At 61.8% G+C, this 15,849-nt stretch carries 10 protein-coding genes; 5 read left to right on the top strand and 5 right to left on the bottom strand.

The window, feature by feature from the left end; translation table 11 throughout:
- The first annotated feature begins 34 nt into the window (after window positions 1–34).
- Window positions 35–5,200, top strand: coding sequence for a putative type IX secretion system sortase PorU2 (gene porU2 / locus O9Z63_RS10180; RefSeq protein ID WP_270125085.1), 5,166 nt, complete (start codon window positions 35–37; stop codon window positions 5,198–5,200).
- An 87-nt stretch (window positions 5,201–5,287) separates the two neighbouring features.
- Here porU2 and O9Z63_RS10175 read toward each other — a convergent pair whose 3' ends face one another.
- The 3 genes from O9Z63_RS10175 to O9Z63_RS10165 all read right to left on the bottom strand — a co-directional run bounded on the left by O9Z63_RS10175 (window position 5,288) and on the right by O9Z63_RS10165 (window position 8,130).
- Window positions 5,288–5,773: a dihydrofolate reductase gene (locus O9Z63_RS10175; RefSeq protein WP_270125084.1), complete on the bottom strand. Its 486-nt coding sequence runs from the start codon at window positions 5,771–5,773 to the stop codon at window positions 5,288–5,290.
- A gap of 59 nt (window positions 5,774–5,832) precedes the next feature.
- Window positions 5,833–6,786, bottom strand: coding sequence for a methionyl-tRNA formyltransferase (gene fmt / locus O9Z63_RS10170; RefSeq protein WP_270125082.1), 954 nt, complete (start codon window positions 6,784–6,786; stop codon window positions 5,833–5,835).
- A 96-nt stretch (window positions 6,787–6,882) separates the two neighbouring features.
- Window positions 6,883–8,130 carry an exo-beta-N-acetylmuramidase NamZ family protein gene (locus O9Z63_RS10165; RefSeq protein ID WP_270125081.1) on the bottom strand — a complete coding sequence of 416 codons (1,248 nt, stop codon included), beginning with the start codon at window positions 8,128–8,130 and terminating at the stop codon, window positions 6,883–6,885.
- A gap of 114 nt (window positions 8,131–8,244) precedes the next feature.
- Here O9Z63_RS10165 and O9Z63_RS10160 point away from each other — a divergent pair, with 114 nt between their 5' ends.
- On the top strand, window positions 8,245–9,393 hold the full coding sequence (locus tag O9Z63_RS10160; RefSeq protein ID WP_270125080.1) for an ABC transporter permease: 1,149 nt from the start codon (window positions 8,245–8,247) through the stop codon (window positions 9,391–9,393).
- 50 nt (window positions 9,394–9,443) lie between these two features.
- Here the strand turns inward: O9Z63_RS10160 and O9Z63_RS10155 are convergent, their stop codons facing one another.
- Window positions 9,444–10,130 carry a peptidoglycan DD-metalloendopeptidase family protein gene (locus O9Z63_RS10155; protein WP_270125079.1) on the bottom strand — a complete coding sequence of 229 codons (687 nt, stop codon included), beginning with the start codon at window positions 10,128–10,130 and terminating at the stop codon, window positions 9,444–9,446.
- A gap of 258 nt (window positions 10,131–10,388) precedes the next feature.
- Between O9Z63_RS10155 and O9Z63_RS10150 the strand changes: the two genes are divergently transcribed.
- The gene (locus O9Z63_RS10150) at window positions 10,389–11,498 is read left to right on the top strand and encodes a ferredoxin--NADP reductase (protein ID WP_270125078.1); all 1,110 of its coding nucleotides are present in this window, start codon (window positions 10,389–10,391) and stop codon (window positions 11,496–11,498) included.
- Window positions 11,499–11,664: 166 nt separating this feature from the next.
- On the top strand, window positions 11,665–13,407 hold the full coding sequence (locus O9Z63_RS10145) for a M3 family oligoendopeptidase (RefSeq protein WP_270129224.1): 1,743 nt from the start codon (window positions 11,665–11,667) through the stop codon (window positions 13,405–13,407).
- A 341-nt stretch (window positions 13,408–13,748) separates the two neighbouring features.
- Here the strand turns inward: O9Z63_RS10145 and O9Z63_RS10140 are convergent, their stop codons facing one another.
- Window positions 13,749–14,318, bottom strand: a complete 570-nt coding sequence (locus O9Z63_RS10140) for a hypothetical protein (RefSeq protein ID WP_270129223.1) — start codon at window positions 14,316–14,318, stop codon at window positions 13,749–13,751.
- Window positions 14,319–14,628: 310 nt separating this feature from the next.
- Here O9Z63_RS10140 and O9Z63_RS10135 point away from each other — a divergent pair, with 310 nt between their 5' ends.
- A complete protein-coding gene (locus tag O9Z63_RS10135) occupies window positions 14,629–15,729 on the top strand; it encodes a T9SS type A sorting domain-containing protein (RefSeq protein ID WP_270129221.1) in 1,101 nt (366 codons plus the stop codon).
- Window positions 15,730–15,849: the final 120 nt, after the last annotated feature.

Genomic DNA, 15,849 nt, shown 5'->3' with positions numbered 1-15,849 from the left:
GCACTTCTCCCTCACTACGTTTTTACATTACTATATGACACAACCTTACCGACTTCGCTATCTGCTGAGCTGGTGCCTGGTGTTGTTAAGCCTGCTGACTGCCGGCTCCGCCTCCGCCCAGACGCTCTACGGCAACGAGTGGATTGTACCCAGCCAGCAGTACTATAAGATCAAGATTCTCAAAGACGGCCTCTACCGCCTCGACCAGCAGTACCTGGCGCAGGCGGGCATCAGCGGCGTAAATCCGCAGCGGGTGCAGCTCTGGCGGCGCGGCCGCGAGGTGGCCATCTTCGGCGGCGGCAACCAAACCACGCTCGACGCCACCACCTACTTCGAGTTTTACGGCCAGCGCAACGACGGCAAGCTCGACCAAGCTATTTACAAAGGGGGCTCGGCCACCCAGCCCCACGACCTCTACAGCCTCTACACCGATACGGCTGCCTACTTCCTGACGTGGTCGGCTACGGCCAACGGCAAGCGGATGCCCCAGCCGGCCGTAACACCTACGGCCGCACCGCATCCTCATCGGATACGGAAAGAGTTAGAGATGTTTAACTATGCCATTGCTTACGTGGATGATGCAAGCAACGTGTACCAGCCTTGGGGTGAGGCTGGCGAGGGATTTCTATCGTTCTCTTTCGGCGGGACATTCCGTAATGAACAACTAACTGCTTCTGCTCTCACTGACTCTATTTGGAGTCGTAGTGTTACAGGTCGCAACCCAATGGTAGAGGTGCTATTGGTTGGGGGGTGGCCAGGACAGCGTACAGTAGAGGTGTCAGTGTTTACGCCCGGTAGCAGCGTTACTAAACGTCTGCTCGGCAGTGCAGCAATTAGTGGCTATAACAAGCAATTGTTGCGCTTGCCGCTGCAACCTGCTGATTTTGGAATTGATGGGAAAATTAACTTATTCTTTAATGTCTCCGGTACGCCGCCAGCTAATAACAATAATAAATTTCGGGTGGCGTATGCTCATTATAGTTACTCTCAAACCAGTCGCTGGTTTGCTGGTCGTAAGCATTTGTCTTTTCTGAACGATTCCACCTTAGCCGGGCCGGCTTACTATGCGCTGGATTCCATTCCAGCTACAGTAGCCGGTTTTGATGTCACGGATCCTTACAACGTGCAGCGGGTTGCCGGGGCCGCCTTGGGAGGGCAGCGCAGGGGATACGTGTTTCCTGACGCGGCTAACCGCACCCGTAGCTTGGTGCTGGCCGACGAGGCGGTGGCGTCAGTTCCACGCCCCGCCACTCGAATACGTTTCCGGACTCTTAATGCTGCTACGACCAACTTTCTAATCATTAGTCACTCAGTGCTGATGCGGCCGATAGGGGGAGTTGATGCCGTACGAGCTTATGCTACCTACCGCGCCTCCACAGCCGGTGGCCGCTATGACACCGTGGTAGTGACCTCACAGCAGCTCTACGACCAGTTTCACTACGGTGAAAAGTCGGTAGGGGCTATACGTAACTATGTGCGTTGGGAACTAGCTAACTCACCGGCTACCCAAACCAATTACCTGCTGCTGCTCGGTAAAGGCCTGATGGTAGGCGAGTATAGCCGCAACTCCCTGGCACCATCCATTGACCTGATTCCAGGCCCCACGCGTAGCGCCTCCGACAACTTTCTCTCGGCTGACTGGGAAAACAACAACTATGTTGCCCGCATGCCTACTGGTCGCGTGTCGGCCAGAACACCAGTGGAGGTGCTCAACTATTTAAACAAGCTCAAAACATATGAGGCGCTAGGGGCCGAGCCGTGGCGAAAGAGTATCGTGCACATGGCTGGCGGCAAGAACCAGGATGAATTTGTCCGGTTTGAGAGATACATGGACCAGTACAAGCGCTTGGTTGAACGGCCACTCTTCGGGGGGACGGTCGTGAAAACCTACCGTCGTGCCGAGTCACCAGGTACCAACCTGCCGATCAGCATGACCATTGCCCCCGAGGTGAACGCAGGCGTGTCGTTGGTAAGCTATTTTGGGCACGGCCAAGTGTTGGACTTAGACCTAAACTTTGGTGATCCCACAGACCCTGGCAAAGGCTACAACAATCCCAACAAGTATCCAGTATTCCTAATAAACGGTTGCAGTGTCAATGCTGTATTCACCAACCTTGGTACAGAAGTTCGCACCCTTTCCGAAAACTGGATTTTCGCTGAGAACAAAGGATCTATTGGATTTATGTCCGATTCCGATTTGGGTTTTGAGCAGAACCTAGACGCATTCAGCACCAATTTCTACAAGCTGGCCTTCAATGATCCGGCTTTCTACGGCAAGCCCATTACTGTTATTCAGGCTGAGGCGTCACGGCGGATGCTAGCGCAGTTGGACATACCTTCTGCTATTTCGCAGTCGTTGATGAACGTCTGGCTCGGTGACCCGGCCCTGCGCTTCTTCGCTCCCGACAAACCCGACTTCATTGCCAACCAACCCGGCGATGTGCAGATCCAGCCCAACGGGGCCGGGCCGCTGCAGGCGTCGGCCACCAGCTTGAAGGTGGTGGTGAACGTGAAGAACCCCGGCAAAATCACGACGGATCCGCTGGACGTACGCGTCACGCGGCGCTACCCCACCACCAGCGCCGGCACCCGCGCCCCCGACGTGTACACCTACACCGTACGCCAGGCCCGGCGCGATACCACCTACGCTTTCGTGCTGCCCAACGCCGGCAACGTATTCGGCGAAAACTGCTTCCAGGTGGAGCTGGATTATCAGCAGCGCATTGCGGAACTGTCGGAAACCAACAACAGTGGCCAGGCCTGCTTCAACTTCCTGCAGGGCGGCGTCACGACGCTGTGGCCGCCGGAATTTGCCATTGTGCCCGCTGCCGGCCTGCGCCTGGTAGGCCAGACCAATGACCCCCGCGGCACCTCGCGGTCCTATGAAATGGAGCTCGATACCGTGCCCACTTTCAACAGCGGCCTCAAGCAGACCCGCACCGTCACGACCACGCTGGTGCCCGACTGGCGCCCCACGCTGCCTACCCTCACGGGCCGCGACAGTGTGGTATGGTACTGGCGCCTGCGCTTCCAGACGCCCGACCCGACGCTCAACGAAAATCCGGAGTGGGCCACCAGTTCCTTCCGTGTGATTCCGGGCACTCTCGGGGGCTGGTCGCAGAGCCACCACGGCCAGTTCAAGCGCGACCAACTGGCCCGCGTAAATGTTGCTGCTCCTTCCGGCCGGTGGGAATTTGCCGATGCCGTAACGCAGGCCATTGGTCTAAACACACGCGGTGGTGGCAACGGTAGCGCACCTACTTTCAACCAGGTGACGGACGGCATCACCGCAGCCTCTCTGCCGTTCGTTGGCAATTGCGCGGTCAGCCAGCCCAACATCATGGTGGCTGTGTTCAGCGGCCAGACGCTGCGCCCCGTGCGCAACGTGGGCGGCGGCCTCTACGACTCGTGCGGCCAGGGTGACCTGCGCTTCTACCACTTCGCCACCACTGCCACCGACAACATCAATACCCCCGCCCGGCAGGCCCAGTTGCAGGCGCTGCTTACCAACGTGCAACCTGGCGACTACATCGCCCTGCTGTCAATGAACAAGGTGAACTTCTCCGCCTTCCCGGCCTCCCTGAAAACGGTGCTGGCCGGCTTGGGTGCCACGCGCATCAACAGCCTGCAGGATGGTGACCCGTATGCACTGCTGGTGCAGAAAGGCCCCAACGCCCGCCCGGCCCAGGAAGTAACCGCCGACCCCACCAGCTCAACGCCGCGCAGCAGCCAGGTGATTACGCTGAGCGGCCAGATTGGTACCCGCGGGGGCAGCGGCACGGTGTCGTCGACCCGCATCGGGCCAGCCCGGCAGTGGGAAACGCTTTACCACACCGTGCGCCTGCCCGACGCCTCCGACAGCTACACGCTGCAGCTGGTGGGAATCAATGCCCAGGACGTGGAGAGCGTGCTCAATCCCAACGTCACGAGCCGTAGCCTGTCGTTGGCGGGCATTTCGGCGCAGCAGTACCCGTATCTGAAGCTGGTGCTGACCCTGCGCGACACCGTGAACCGCACGGCGCCGCAGCTGGAGCAGTGGCTGGTAACCTACCAGGGCGTACCCGAAGGCATCGTGCGCCGCGACCTGGCCACGCCCGCCACGGCCTACGATGCCGCCACTCTGGCCCGGCAGGCGGCCGCAACCGGCAGCGTAACGGTGCCGGTGGTATTCGAAAACGTATCGTCCATCAACTTCAGCGGGGCACTGAAGGCGCGCATTACGCTCAGCAACGGCGGGGCTACCCGCACGGCGCTGGTAGATGTGCCCGGTGGGCCGCTGGCAGCCAACTCGCAGGTGAGCTTCAATGCCAGCGTGAACGTGGTGGGCCTCGATGGCTCCATCAGTGGCAACGTGGTGGTGAACCCACGGCCGGCCACGGCCGCCGAGCCACAGGCCCTGCCCGAGCTGTACTTCTTCAACAACGAGCTGCTGCTGCCGGCCTTCCAGGTGGACGACCGCAACACGCCGCCAGTGCTGGACGTGGCCTTCGATGGCCGCCGGATTCTGAACGGGGAAATTGTGTCGCCTACGCCCATCATCCGGGTGCAGCTCAAGGACGATGACCGGCTGCGCCGCATCAAGGACGTGAACAACTTTGACGTGCTGCTGACCGCGCCCGGCCAGACCACGGCCACCCGCCTCAACCTGAACGGCTCCAACGTCATCTTCGAATCGGACTCGACCAGAGGCCTGGCGGTGCTGACGCTGGACATGGGCAAAACCCAGGCGCTGGCCGACGGTATCTACACGCTGGAGGTGCAGGGCCGCGACGCCACCAACAAGCCCGCTGGCTCCGAGCCGTACCGCGTGACGTTTGAGGTGGTGAATGCCTCCACCATCACCAACGTCTTCCCGTATCCGAACCCCGTCACCAGCAAAGCGCAGTTCGTGTTTACGCTCACGGGCGCCGAGCTGCCGCGGGACATGAAAATTCAGATCCTGACCCTCACGGGCCGGGTAGTGAAGGAAATCATGATGGAAGACATTACGGCCAAAGGGCCGCTGCGCATCGGCAACAATATCACAGGCTACGCCTGGGACGGCACCGACACCTATGGCGACCGGCTGGCCAACGGCACCTACCTGTACCGCGTCATCCTCGACGACCCGACCAATAAGTTCAGCCGCCGCGCCACCAGCGCCGAGGCCGACCGCCGGGCCTTCAAAAACGACTGGGGCAAGATCGTCCTGATTCGCTAAGCAGGCACCGCTAAGCAATACCCAATAAAAAGGGCCGCCAAAATTGGCGGCCCTTTTTATATGTACAGGCTTTTGGCTGACAACTGCCTACCGCCGTCGCAGCGTTACGAAGCTGAAGGCGTAAGCGTGCCGCTCGTCTGCCTCGTGCCGCTCGCGCGACTCCTCGCGCCACTCGGTGTGGTTGAGTTCCGGAAACACGGTGTCGCCCTCGAAGCTATGGTGTACTTCGGTGAGGTAGATGGTGTCGGCGGCCTGCATGGCTTGGCGGTAGATTTCGGCGCCACCAATAACAAACACTTCTTCATCCAGCTGCGCCGCCCTCTCCAGCGCGGCGGGCACTGAATACGCCACTTCGCAGCCCGGTGCTTGCCAGTCCTGCTGCCGTGTGATGACGATGTTGGCGCGGTTGGGCAGCGCCCGCCCGATGCTGTCGTAGGTGCGGCGGCCCATGATGACGGGGTGGCCCTGGGTGAGACGCTTGAAATGCTTGAGGTCGTCGGGCAGGTGCCAAAGCAGCTGGTTGTCGTGCCCGATGACGTTGTTTTCGGCGGTGGCTACTACGAAGGATACCATATAGGCTGATTGATGCGCGACATGTTCAGGGTGACAAACTGCGCGAGCTGCGGGGAATATTAGCTGGCAAGCGAAGCAGCATTGAACCCTCGCAGAAACTCCTGCACGGGCATGCGCTTTTTGCCTTCCAGCTGCACGTCGAGCAGGCTGAGCAGGCCGCTGCCGGTTTGCACGCGCAGGTAAGTGCGGCCGTCGGTGTGCCAGGTGCCGATGCCGCCCGCATCGGGGCCGCTGGCTTCCTCGTCGTCGAAGGGCTGGGCCCGGAACACTTTGAGCGTGCGGCCGTCGGGTAGCTGGGTGAAGGCCGTGGGGATGGGGGAGAGGCCCCGCACCCGGTTGGCCAGCACCGGTGCCGACTCGTTGAAATCCAGCCGGCCGGTTTCCTTCTGGATCTTGGGGGCGGCGCGCAGCTCCGTGCTTTCCTGCTGAGGCAGGCTGGGTGCCGTACCGGCCGCAATGGCCTGCACCGAGCGCAAGGCCAGGGCCGCGCCGGCCAGCTTCAGCTTCTCGTAGAGCGAGCCGAAATCGTCCTCGTCAGCAATCGGTACTACGTCTTGGAAGATCAGGTCGCCGGTATCAATTTCGTGGCGCAGGAAAAAGGACGTGACGCCGGTGCGGGTTTCGCCGTGGATGAGGGCCCAGTTGATGGGCGCCGCCCCGCGGTACTGTGGCAGCAGCGAGGCGTGGATGTTGATACTGCCCTGCGGCGGCATGTTCCAAACGGCCTCGGGCAGCATCCGGAAGGCCACCACCACCTGCAAATCGGCCGCGTAGCCCTTTAGCTCCGCCTGAAACTCCGGCGACTTCAGGTTGGTGGGCTGCAGCACGGGCAGGTTGTGCGCTTCGGCGGCCTGCTTCACGGCCGAGCCCTGCAGCTGCCGCCCGCGCCCGGCCGGTTTGTCGGGTGCCGTCACGACGGCTACCACCTGGCAGCCGTTCCAGCTAAGCAGGCTTTCCAGTGTCGGAACGGCAAATTCCGGCGTGCCCATGAAGATGATGCGGAGGGGAGTCATAGAAGAGCGTAACGCGAAGTCGTGCTTCGCGGAGTTAACAATTGGCTTCCGAAAGCCTGCCAGTTGGGGCGCTGGTGCGCGAAGTGGAACTTCGCGTTACCTCTCCGGATACAACAGATACTTCTGCCGCATGGCTTTGTACTGCCCCAGCGCCGGCTCCCACGAAGCCCGGATTTCCGGCTCCGTCTTCCCGGCCACAATCATCTGGCGAATGGTGGAAGTGCCGGTCAACTGCTCGAAGTACTTGCCGAAGAACTTGTCTTTGGTGGTGCTCTGCTGGTAGAAATCGAGCAGATACTTTACCGTGAAGCCCACCTCGTTGCCAGAGTTGCGCAGGTCGAGGCCGTAGCACTGCTTGCCGTTCTGGGGCGGCGTGGGCGAGCCAGTGTTGGGCTTGGGCGTGAAGCGGAACGGCCGCGTGGCGGGCTGGGTGGGCGCTCCAATCACCTCAAACGGCATATCCGTGCCGCGGCCCACGCTCACGTCGGTGCCCTCAAACAGGCAGACGGTGGGGTAGAGGCTCACGGAATGGGCGTTGGGCAGGTTGGGGGAAGGGCGCACCGGCAGCTCGTAGCGGGTGGCGTGGGTGTAGCCCTGCACGGGCACCACCGTCAGGCGGCACTGCTTGCCGCCGGCCAGCCACTTTTCGCCATTAATCATCTTGGCCAGCTCGCCCACCGTGAGGCCGTGCACCACCGGAATCGGGTGCATGCCCACAAACGACTTGTGCTGCAACTCCAGCACCGGCCCGTCTACGTACCAGCCGTTGGGGTTGGGGCGGTCCAGTACAATCACCTCTTTGCCCTGTTCGGCGGCGGCCTCCATCACATAGTGCATGGTGCTGATGAAGGTGTAGAACCGCACGCCCACGTCCTGAATATCAAACACCAGCACATCCACGTCGGCCAGCATCTCGGCTGTGGGCTTTTTGGTGGCGCCGTAGAGGCTGCGCACCGGCAGGCCGGTGCGGGCGTCTTTGCCGTCTTTGATGGTGGCACCGTCGGCGGCCTCGCCCCGGAAACCGTGCTCGGGCCCGAATACGGCCTTCACGGCCACACCCTGCGTGAGCAGCGTGTCGAGCAGGAAGGCGCGGCCCACCAGCGCCGTCTGGTTCACCACCAAACCCACGCGCTTGCCCTTCAGCAACGGCAGGTACCGCTCGAACTGCGCCGCGCCTACGCGCAGGGCGGCGGCCGGCTCGGTGAGCACCTGCGGCGCCGAAACCACTGTGGCAGAAGGAGAAGCAACTGGCGCAGTAGCGGCAGGCTGGGTGGGGGCGGTGGCGCTGCAGTTGGCGAGCAGCAGCGCAGTGCTCAGCAGCCCGGAGAAATTGGATATCGGCATCAGGAAACGAAGCTAGGAAACTGACCGTAGACGCGTAGCTTTACGGCAGTGAACGTCTCGCGGTACATATCCCACAAGATTGACGGAGCCGACTCGGGGTCTTTTACCTCGTCGGTGACAAAGATAGCCATCATCAGCATTGCCCTTGGCGTTGCGGTGATGATTGTGTCTTTTGCTATCCTCGAAGGATTTCGCAACGAAATCCAAAGTAAGATCTTTTCCTTTGGCGCGCACCTGCAGATCAGTAAGTACGACACCAACAACTCGCTGGAAGTAGAGCCCATCGGCGGGCCCCGTCTGGTGCAAGACCTGCACCGCTTCCCGCAGGTGCAGACCATTCAGCCCTTCGCCCGCAAAACGGCCATCATCAAAACCAAGGATGAGGTGCTGGGCGTGGTGCTGAAAGGCATTTCGGAGGAAGACGGCAAATCGCCGATGCGCGAAAACCTGCAGTCGGGCAAGTTCCTGACCTTCCCCGACTCAACGGCTTCTAACGACATTCTGCTTTCGCGCAAGGTGGCCGACAAGCTGCGCCTCAAGGTCGGCGACGATGCCTTGTTCTACTTCATCCAAAACCCGCCGCGGGTGCGCAAGTTCACCGTGAAGGGCATCTACCAGACCGGCCTCGACGAGTTCGACGAGGTGTACGTCATCGGCGACATCCGCCAGATTCGGGAGCTGAACGCTTGGCCCGACTCCCTGGTAGGTGGCGTGGAAGTGGTGCTCAAGGACTTCAACCGTCTCGACCCGGTAGCGGAAAACCTCTACGAAAACCTGCGCTACGACCTCAAGCTGGACAAAATCACGGACCAGTACGCGCAGCTCTTCGACTGGCTGCAGCTGCTCAACCGCAACGTCATTATCTTCCTGATCCTGATCATCTTTGTGGCCACGTTCAACATGGTGGCCACCATCTTCATCATGATTCTGGAGCGCACCAACATGATTGGGGTGCTGAAGGCCGTGGGCGCCACCGACCGCCAGATCCGGAGCATGTTCTTCTTCCGGGGTTTGAGCCTCACGCTGCGCGGCATGCTTTATGGCAACCTGGTGGGGCTGGGCTTCTGTGCCCTGCAGTACTACACCCACCTCATCCCGCTCGACCCCGAGAACTACTACATGGACCGGGTGCCGATTTTCTGGGACCCTAAAATCATCGTCATCCTCAACGCCGCCGTGTTTGCCACCTCCCTGCTGGCCGTGCTGATTCCCACTTACCTCATCTCCCGCATCAAGCCTGTTACGGCCATCAAGTTCGACTAAACAAAGAGGCCCCGCAGCAGCGCTGCGGGGCCTCTTTGTTTGAATATAGCTTACAACCAGCGGCTCTGCAGAATCAGGTTCGGGTTGGGGCACAGGGCGGCCCACTGCTCGCGCTCCTCGGGCAAGGCCACGCCGGGGAAGTCGCCGGAACGGCCCTGCAGGTCGGCTATCACCTGGAAGTGCAGGTGCGGCGGCCAGTCGCCGTTCTCGGGCGCGGGGCCGACTTCGGTGAACGTCTGGCCTTTTTCGATGGCCATGCCGGGGCGCAGCAGCGCGGTTTCGCGGCGGCTTAGATGGCCGTAGAGGGTGTAGAACGTGGTGTCTTCGAGGGTGTGCTGCAGGATGACGGTGGGGCCGTAGTCGCCGAAGTTGTCGTTGTCCTGCACGCTGTGCACGGTGGCATCCAGCGGGGCCAGCACGGGCGTGCCGGCGCGCAGCCACACGTCCACGCCCAGGTGCAGGGAGCGGGCAGGCACGGCCGGGTCGCCGAACAGGCCGGGGCTGCGGCGGTAGATGACGCGGTTTTCGAGGTAGCCGCCTACGCCGATATGCGCGTTCTGGTCGGCCAGCAGTTGCGTTACCAGCGTCTCGAAGGCGGCCGTATCGCGCAGGTCGGCGTCGCGTACCACGGGGTTGTTGGCGGTGAAGTCGAGGCGGGCTACGTCGGCAGCATTCAGGTCGACGGGCAGAACGGGGTGGAATTCGTGTTGGTGGCGTTCGAGCAGATCAGCAAGCATACTTCTGAACAAGATGAAAATGAAAGGAGTTACCCAGGTGCCCCGGCATACAGCCGTGGGGCAAGGCCGGCCGGTCATACGGCATAGCCGCAAGGCAATATTTTATACGCCGGGCAGTGGGGCCGCAAGCTAAAGCATCCGCTATAGAATCCCGTACTTTGCAGCCCTTATTCCACGTCTGCACGCGGCTACCGCCAACTTGCGCAGGCTCCCGGTCAAGTTCCCAAGTCCCCAAGTCCCCAAGCCCCTAAGTCTCTAATGAGCAGTCCGTACCTCACGCTTACCGTTGTTGAGCTCACCCAGGAAACCAACGACGCCGTTACCATTCACCTCGAAGCCCCCGGCCGCCAGCCCATTGCCAGCGCCCCCGGCCAGTTCCTGACCCTGATTCTGCCCTGCGGGCCGGGCGGCAAAAAGGAGCGCCGCGCCTACTCGCTCAGCAGCACGCCCAGCGAGGCGCCGCGCCTGTCCGTGACGGTGAAGCGCGTAACGGGCGGCCTCGTCAGCAACTACCTGCTTGAGACGGTGCGCGTGGGCCAGCAGCTGGAGGCCATGGCCCCGCTCGGCAACTTCACGCTCACGCCCAACCCCGCCGCGGCCCGCTCGCTGGTGCTGGTGGGAGCCGGCTCGGGCATCACGCCGCTCATGAGCATGCTGAAGGCCGTACTGCGTGATGAGCCCCGCAGCCAGGTGCTGCTGGTGTACGGCAACCGCAATGAGGCCTCGGTGATATTCGGGGAGCAGCTGCGCCAGCTGGAAGCCCAGAGCGGCGGCCGCCTGCAGGTGGAGCACGTGTATAGCCAGCCCACCGGCCCGGTAGCTGCCCACCAGCACACCGGCCGCCTCAACCGCACCATGCTGCTGCGCATTCTGGAGCAGCGCCACCAGGCCCCGCCCGCCCAGGCCGACTACTACCTCTGCGGCCCCGACGGCATGATGGCCGAAGCTAAATCGGCGCTGGAACTGCTGGGCGTGCCCCAGGCCCAGATCCGGCGCGAGAGTTTCGTGGCCGCGGCCGACACGCAGGAAACCGCCGCCGCCCAGCCCGGCGGCCACGGCGACGTATCGGACGCCGACGACGACGGCCAGATCATGACCCGCAACGTGACCGTGAACTACGAAGGCACCGAGTACCAGTTTGAGGTGAAGCCCAGCCAGACGATTCTGGAAGCCGCCCTCGACCTGGATATCGACCTGCCGTATTCGTGCCAGGCCGGCCTGTGCACGGCCTGCCGCGGCAAGTGCCTCTCGGGCAAAGTCCACCTCGATGAGCGCGAGGGCCTGTCGGACTCGGAGATGAAGCAGGGCTACGTGCTGGTGTGCGTGGCGCACCCGCTCACCCGCGACGTGGTTATCGAAATCGACTAGTGTCCCTAGTCACCGGCGTGGTGCCACGAGTTGCCCGCAGGGCCTCGTGGTACCACTATCGTTGAACGGCCTTCGTTGCAGTCATCCGCAACAATAGGGATGCCCCGACTGGAAAAAGTCGGGGTACCACCCCCCCGCCGCCCATTTCCCCCGTATCCGAGCTTCTATGTCTACTTCCTCTGAATTGCCGACTGCCTCGGCTACTGATACCCAGCGTCCGCCCCGCCACTACCTGCCCGAAGACTACTCGGTGACGGATTGGGCGGCGCTGGAACCCTTTTTTGTGGAGTTGCGCGACCGGACCATCCACTCCGGCGCGGAGCTGGAGCGCTGGCTGCTCGACCGCTCGGAGCTGGAATCGGCGCTGAGCGAAGACCTGGCCTGGCGCTACATCCGCATGACCTGCGACACCCAGGACGAGGCCCGCAGCACGGCGTTTCAGTACTTCGTGAGCGAGATTGAGCCCAACGTGGCGCCCTACGACCACGCCCTCAACGAGAAGATGCTGGCCTCGGAATTCCTGCCGGAGCTGGATCCGCAGAAGTACCGCGTGTTTCTGCGCTCGGTACGGCAGGCCCTGGAAATCTACCGCGCCGAGAACATTCCGCTCAAAACCGACATCAGTACCAAGCAGCAGCAATATGCGGCCATTGCCGGCGCCATGACGGTCACGCTCGACGGCGAGGAAGTGACGCTGCCCCGCGCCGCCGACCGCCTTAAGAGTACCGACCGCACCGTACGCGAAGACGCCTACCGCGCCATTCAGGCCCGCCGCCTCCGCGACTCGGAGCCGCTCGACGCGCTGTTTACCGAGCTGATCGGGCTGCGCCATCAGGTGGCGCTGAACGCCGGCTTCGCCAACTTCCGCGACTACATGTTTGCCGCGCTGGGCCGCTTCGACTACACCCCGCAGGACTGCTTCAACTTCCACCGGGCCATCCGCGAAACCGTAGTGCCGCTTATCGACGACCTCGACCTGGAGCGCCGCCAGGACCTGGGCCTGCCCGAGTTGCGCCCCTGGGACCTCGACGTGGACGTGAGCGGCAAAGCCCCGCTACGGCCCTTCGAAACGGGCGCCGAGCTGCTGGAAAAAACTATCGACGTGTTCCAGCGCCTCGACCCCTACCTAGGCGACTGCCTGCGCACCATGCGCCAGATGGGCCACCTCGACCTAGAAAGCCGCAAGGGCAAGGCTCCCGGCGGCTATAACTATCCGCTCGACGAAACCGGCGTGCCGTTCATCTTCATGAACGCCACCAGCTCCTTGCGCGACGTGGTGACCATGCTGCACGAAGGCGGCCACGCCGTGCATTCGTTCCTGACCCGCAACCTGCCGCTAGGCGCCGACAAGCACCCGCCGTCCGAAGTGGCCGAGCTGGCCTCCATGAGCATGGAGCTGATGAGCATGGACCACTGGGACGTATTCTTCACCGACCCGGATGAGCTACGTCGCGCCAAGAAAACGCATCTGGAAGGCGTGCTCGAAACCTTCCCCTGGGTGGCTACCATCGACAAGTTCCAGCACTGGATCTACGAAAATCCCACGCACACCGAGGAGCAGCGCCACCAGCAGTGGCAGCAGGTGTTCGACGAGTTCAACCAGCGTACCGTGAGCTGGAAGGGCTTGGAAGGCATCAAGCCGTATCTGTGGCAGAAGCAGCTGCACCTTTATGAGGTGCCTTTCTACTACATCGAGTACGCCATGGCGCAGCTCGGAGCTATTGCCGTGTGGCGCAACTTCCGCCAGAATCCGCAGCAGGGTTTGGCCGCCTACAAGCGCGCTTTGGCGCTGGGTTACACTGCGCCCATCGGCGAGATTTACGCCGCCGCCGGCATCCGCTTCGACTTCAGCACCGAGTACCTGCGCACCCTGGCCGACTTCGTACGCGACGAAATGGCGAAGCTGTAAGCCGCCTGCCCGGTTGCCGGAAAAGTAAAACGCCCCGTTTTCGTGAGAAAGCGGGGCGTTGTAGTTGAACTGATATACCACTGCCAATACGCTAGCCGGGTAACCATTCTTCTGTCAGCAATAGCCTAATGCATAGCCGTTAAACTGTAAAAAAGCGGCCGGTAAGTACCGGTCGCCTTTTCCACAACCAACTCAACCAGCATGGCCGGGCGCAAAGCGCGCCAGCCAGCGGTTTGATCAAGGAGCCACGGCCAGGGCAATTGGTTGCATGGCCTCCGGCTTTTTTTTGTAGTGCTGGCTGAGCTCACCTGTCTGACCCGGCCAAGCGCGGAAGCAGTAGATTATTCCTGCAGCTCGAATAAGGGGAGTGGCGCCAGGGTGCCACTGGCCGTCTGGCTGCGGAGCTGGTTCTCGTGCAGCTTCAGATAGTTGTTGAACTGCTTGGCCGCCCGGTCGTACTGGACGCGGTAACCGACCACCTGCCCATCGTATTGGCCAATGGTTTCGAGCGTGTTCTGCACGGTGGTGCTGGCACCGGGCGCCGTCGCGAGGCCGCGCAGGGCCGTCAGCAGCGAGTCTTGGGCGGAATCGTAGCGGTCAATCTGAGCCGACTGCATGGTGAGCTGCTGGTAGCGCAGGGCCTTGAGGCGGTCGTTGGCGCGGCTCAGTTGTTGCAGCTGCGGCTGGTTGGCGCCGGGGCTGCGCTCCAGCTCGTTCAGAATTTGGGCGGTGGCTACCAACTTGGCGTCGTCGCTGGCCATCATCTGTGTCCAGCGCACATCCACGGAGTCGCGCAGGACACTCAGCTGGGCTTTAGCGGCCGAGGCCGAGGCCGGATCGACGGCTTTGGGCGTGCGGTTGCACGCGGTGAAGGCAGCCAGCAGCAGCGCCAGCCAAACGGTGTTTTTCATAGGGCAAAAGAGCAGGGGGAGATAAGCGAAGAAAGCACCTAGCAGCCGGTAAAGCCGGCACAGGGGCAAAGGTAGCAAGGCTGGGGCGTGGCGTAGGCTGGGGCGCGGCACCGACCGAAAGCAGGTGGAGGCGCCACAGCAGGCCAGAAATCGCACAATGAACCCAAGGTTTATTTAGAGGGCCATCAATTGATAATCAAGTGGTTCGGGTATATAGGGAATATGCGTTTTACGCGCTGATAACGTATAAACCCGGCGCAAAGTGCCTATCTTTGATGGCAGTTTAGTGAACCTCTCACCAACCTTCTTCATGAAAAAACATTACGTATTAGTGTCGGCGCTGCTGCTGGCAGCGGCTACTTCCCGCGGCCAGGGCACCGAACTGTTCCTGTCGGAATACACCGAGGGTGCTCACCAGTCGGGTATCAGCTACAACGGCGGCGTTTCCAACTCCACCGGCAACGAGCGCGCCCTGGAGATTTTCAACCCCACGTCTTCGTCGGTTAGCCTGAATGCTTACTCCATTCGCCGCTATTCCAACGGCAGCGCTACCGTAACCGAAGAAGAGAAGCTGCAGCGCACCACCGGGGCCAACACCCTTAATTCTGCTGCTGCCTTCGTATACGCCAACGGCGAAGCCACCCTCACGTCTATCCTGAGCAAAGCCAACCAGCTGGCGGCCGCCCCGGTTGCTACCGTTGGCCCCAACACGCTGGTGCGTGGCGGCGTGGCCTACCACAACGGCGACGACGCCCTGGGCCTCGTGCGCTGGACCAGCGGCACGGCTGGCGTCGGCACCCCGGTGCTGGTTGACATTTTTGGCGTTATCGGCTTCCAGCCTCTGCCCGCGGGCGGTGGCACCGGCACCGGCCAGTGGAGCGGCACCAACCCCCTCGATCCACCGGTAAACGGCCAGACCTCGGCGCCACTGGTAGCTTCGGCCAACCAGTCGCTGATTCGCCGCGCCACCGTGTCGAGCGGTACGCGCGTGAACCCGGCTTCGGCCACCTACAACATTGCCGATCAGTGGCAGGCGTACAGCTATGCCTTCCCTCCCGGAGGCACTTCTGACCCGGCTGCCCAGAGCTACTCCCGCCTCGGCGAGCACAACGACTACACCGGCCCGTTCGGTACCTACGGCCCGCTGAAGGTGCTGGAGAAGTTCAACAACGGCATCAGCGTGTATCCTAACCCCGCCAGCGGCACGGCTATCGTGGAGCTGAAGGACGTGAAGGTGGGCTCCATCGTGGTGATGAACAACCTCGGCCAGTCCATCACGGCGCAGCCGCAAGGCCTGTCGACGGAGAAAATCACGCTGGACATCTCGGGCCTGAAAGCCGGTCTGTACTTCGTGCAGTTCATCTCGAAAGACGGCCAGACCAAGCTCTACAAGGAGCTGATGGTGAAATAAATAGCCGATTTGCGCTGCTGTATTGATTGCGCAGATTCATTGAAGAACAACGAGGCCCACGATAAGTCGTGGGCCTCGTTGTTTTATAAGCTCATACAGGGACGCGCTGGCGGTCTGGCC

This window comes from Hymenobacter yonginensis (assembly GCF_027625995.1).
Taxonomy (GTDB): Bacteria; Bacteroidota; Bacteroidia; order Cytophagales; family Hymenobacteraceae; genus Hymenobacter; species Hymenobacter yonginensis.
The sequence above is the reverse complement of the archived record's forward strand: the minus strand, read 5'-3'. Positions and strand labels throughout refer to the sequence as shown.

What these genes read in the sequence shown, in the direction of transcription:
- porU2 (WP_270125085.1), top strand. Translation starts at nt 35, where the DNA reads ATGACACAACCTTACCGACTTCGCTATCTGCTGAGCTGGTGCCTGGTG.
- O9Z63_RS10175 (WP_270125084.1), bottom strand. Translation starts at nt 5,773, where the DNA reads ATGGTATCCTTCGTAGTAGCCACCGCCGAAAACAACGTCATCGGGCAC.
- fmt (WP_270125082.1), bottom strand. Translation starts at nt 6,786, where the DNA reads ATGACTCCCCTCCGCATCATCTTCATGGGCACGCCGGAATTTGCCGTT.
- O9Z63_RS10165 (WP_270125081.1), bottom strand. Translation starts at nt 8,130, where the DNA reads ATGCCGATATCCAATTTCTCCGGGCTGCTGAGCACTGCGCTGCTGCTC.
- O9Z63_RS10155 (WP_270125079.1), bottom strand. Translation starts at nt 10,130, where the DNA reads ATGCTTGCTGATCTGCTCGAACGCCACCAACACGAATTCCACCCCGTT.
- O9Z63_RS10150 (WP_270125078.1), top strand. Translation starts at nt 10,389, where the DNA reads ATGAGCAGTCCGTACCTCACGCTTACCGTTGTTGAGCTCACCCAGGAA.
- O9Z63_RS10145 (WP_270129224.1), top strand. Translation starts at nt 11,665, where the DNA reads ATGTCTACTTCCTCTGAATTGCCGACTGCCTCGGCTACTGATACCCAG.
- O9Z63_RS10140 (WP_270129223.1), bottom strand. Translation starts at nt 14,318, where the DNA reads ATGAAAAACACCGTTTGGCTGGCGCTGCTGCTGGCTGCCTTCACCGCG.
- O9Z63_RS10135 (WP_270129221.1), top strand. Translation starts at nt 14,629, where the DNA reads ATGAAAAAACATTACGTATTAGTGTCGGCGCTGCTGCTGGCAGCGGCT.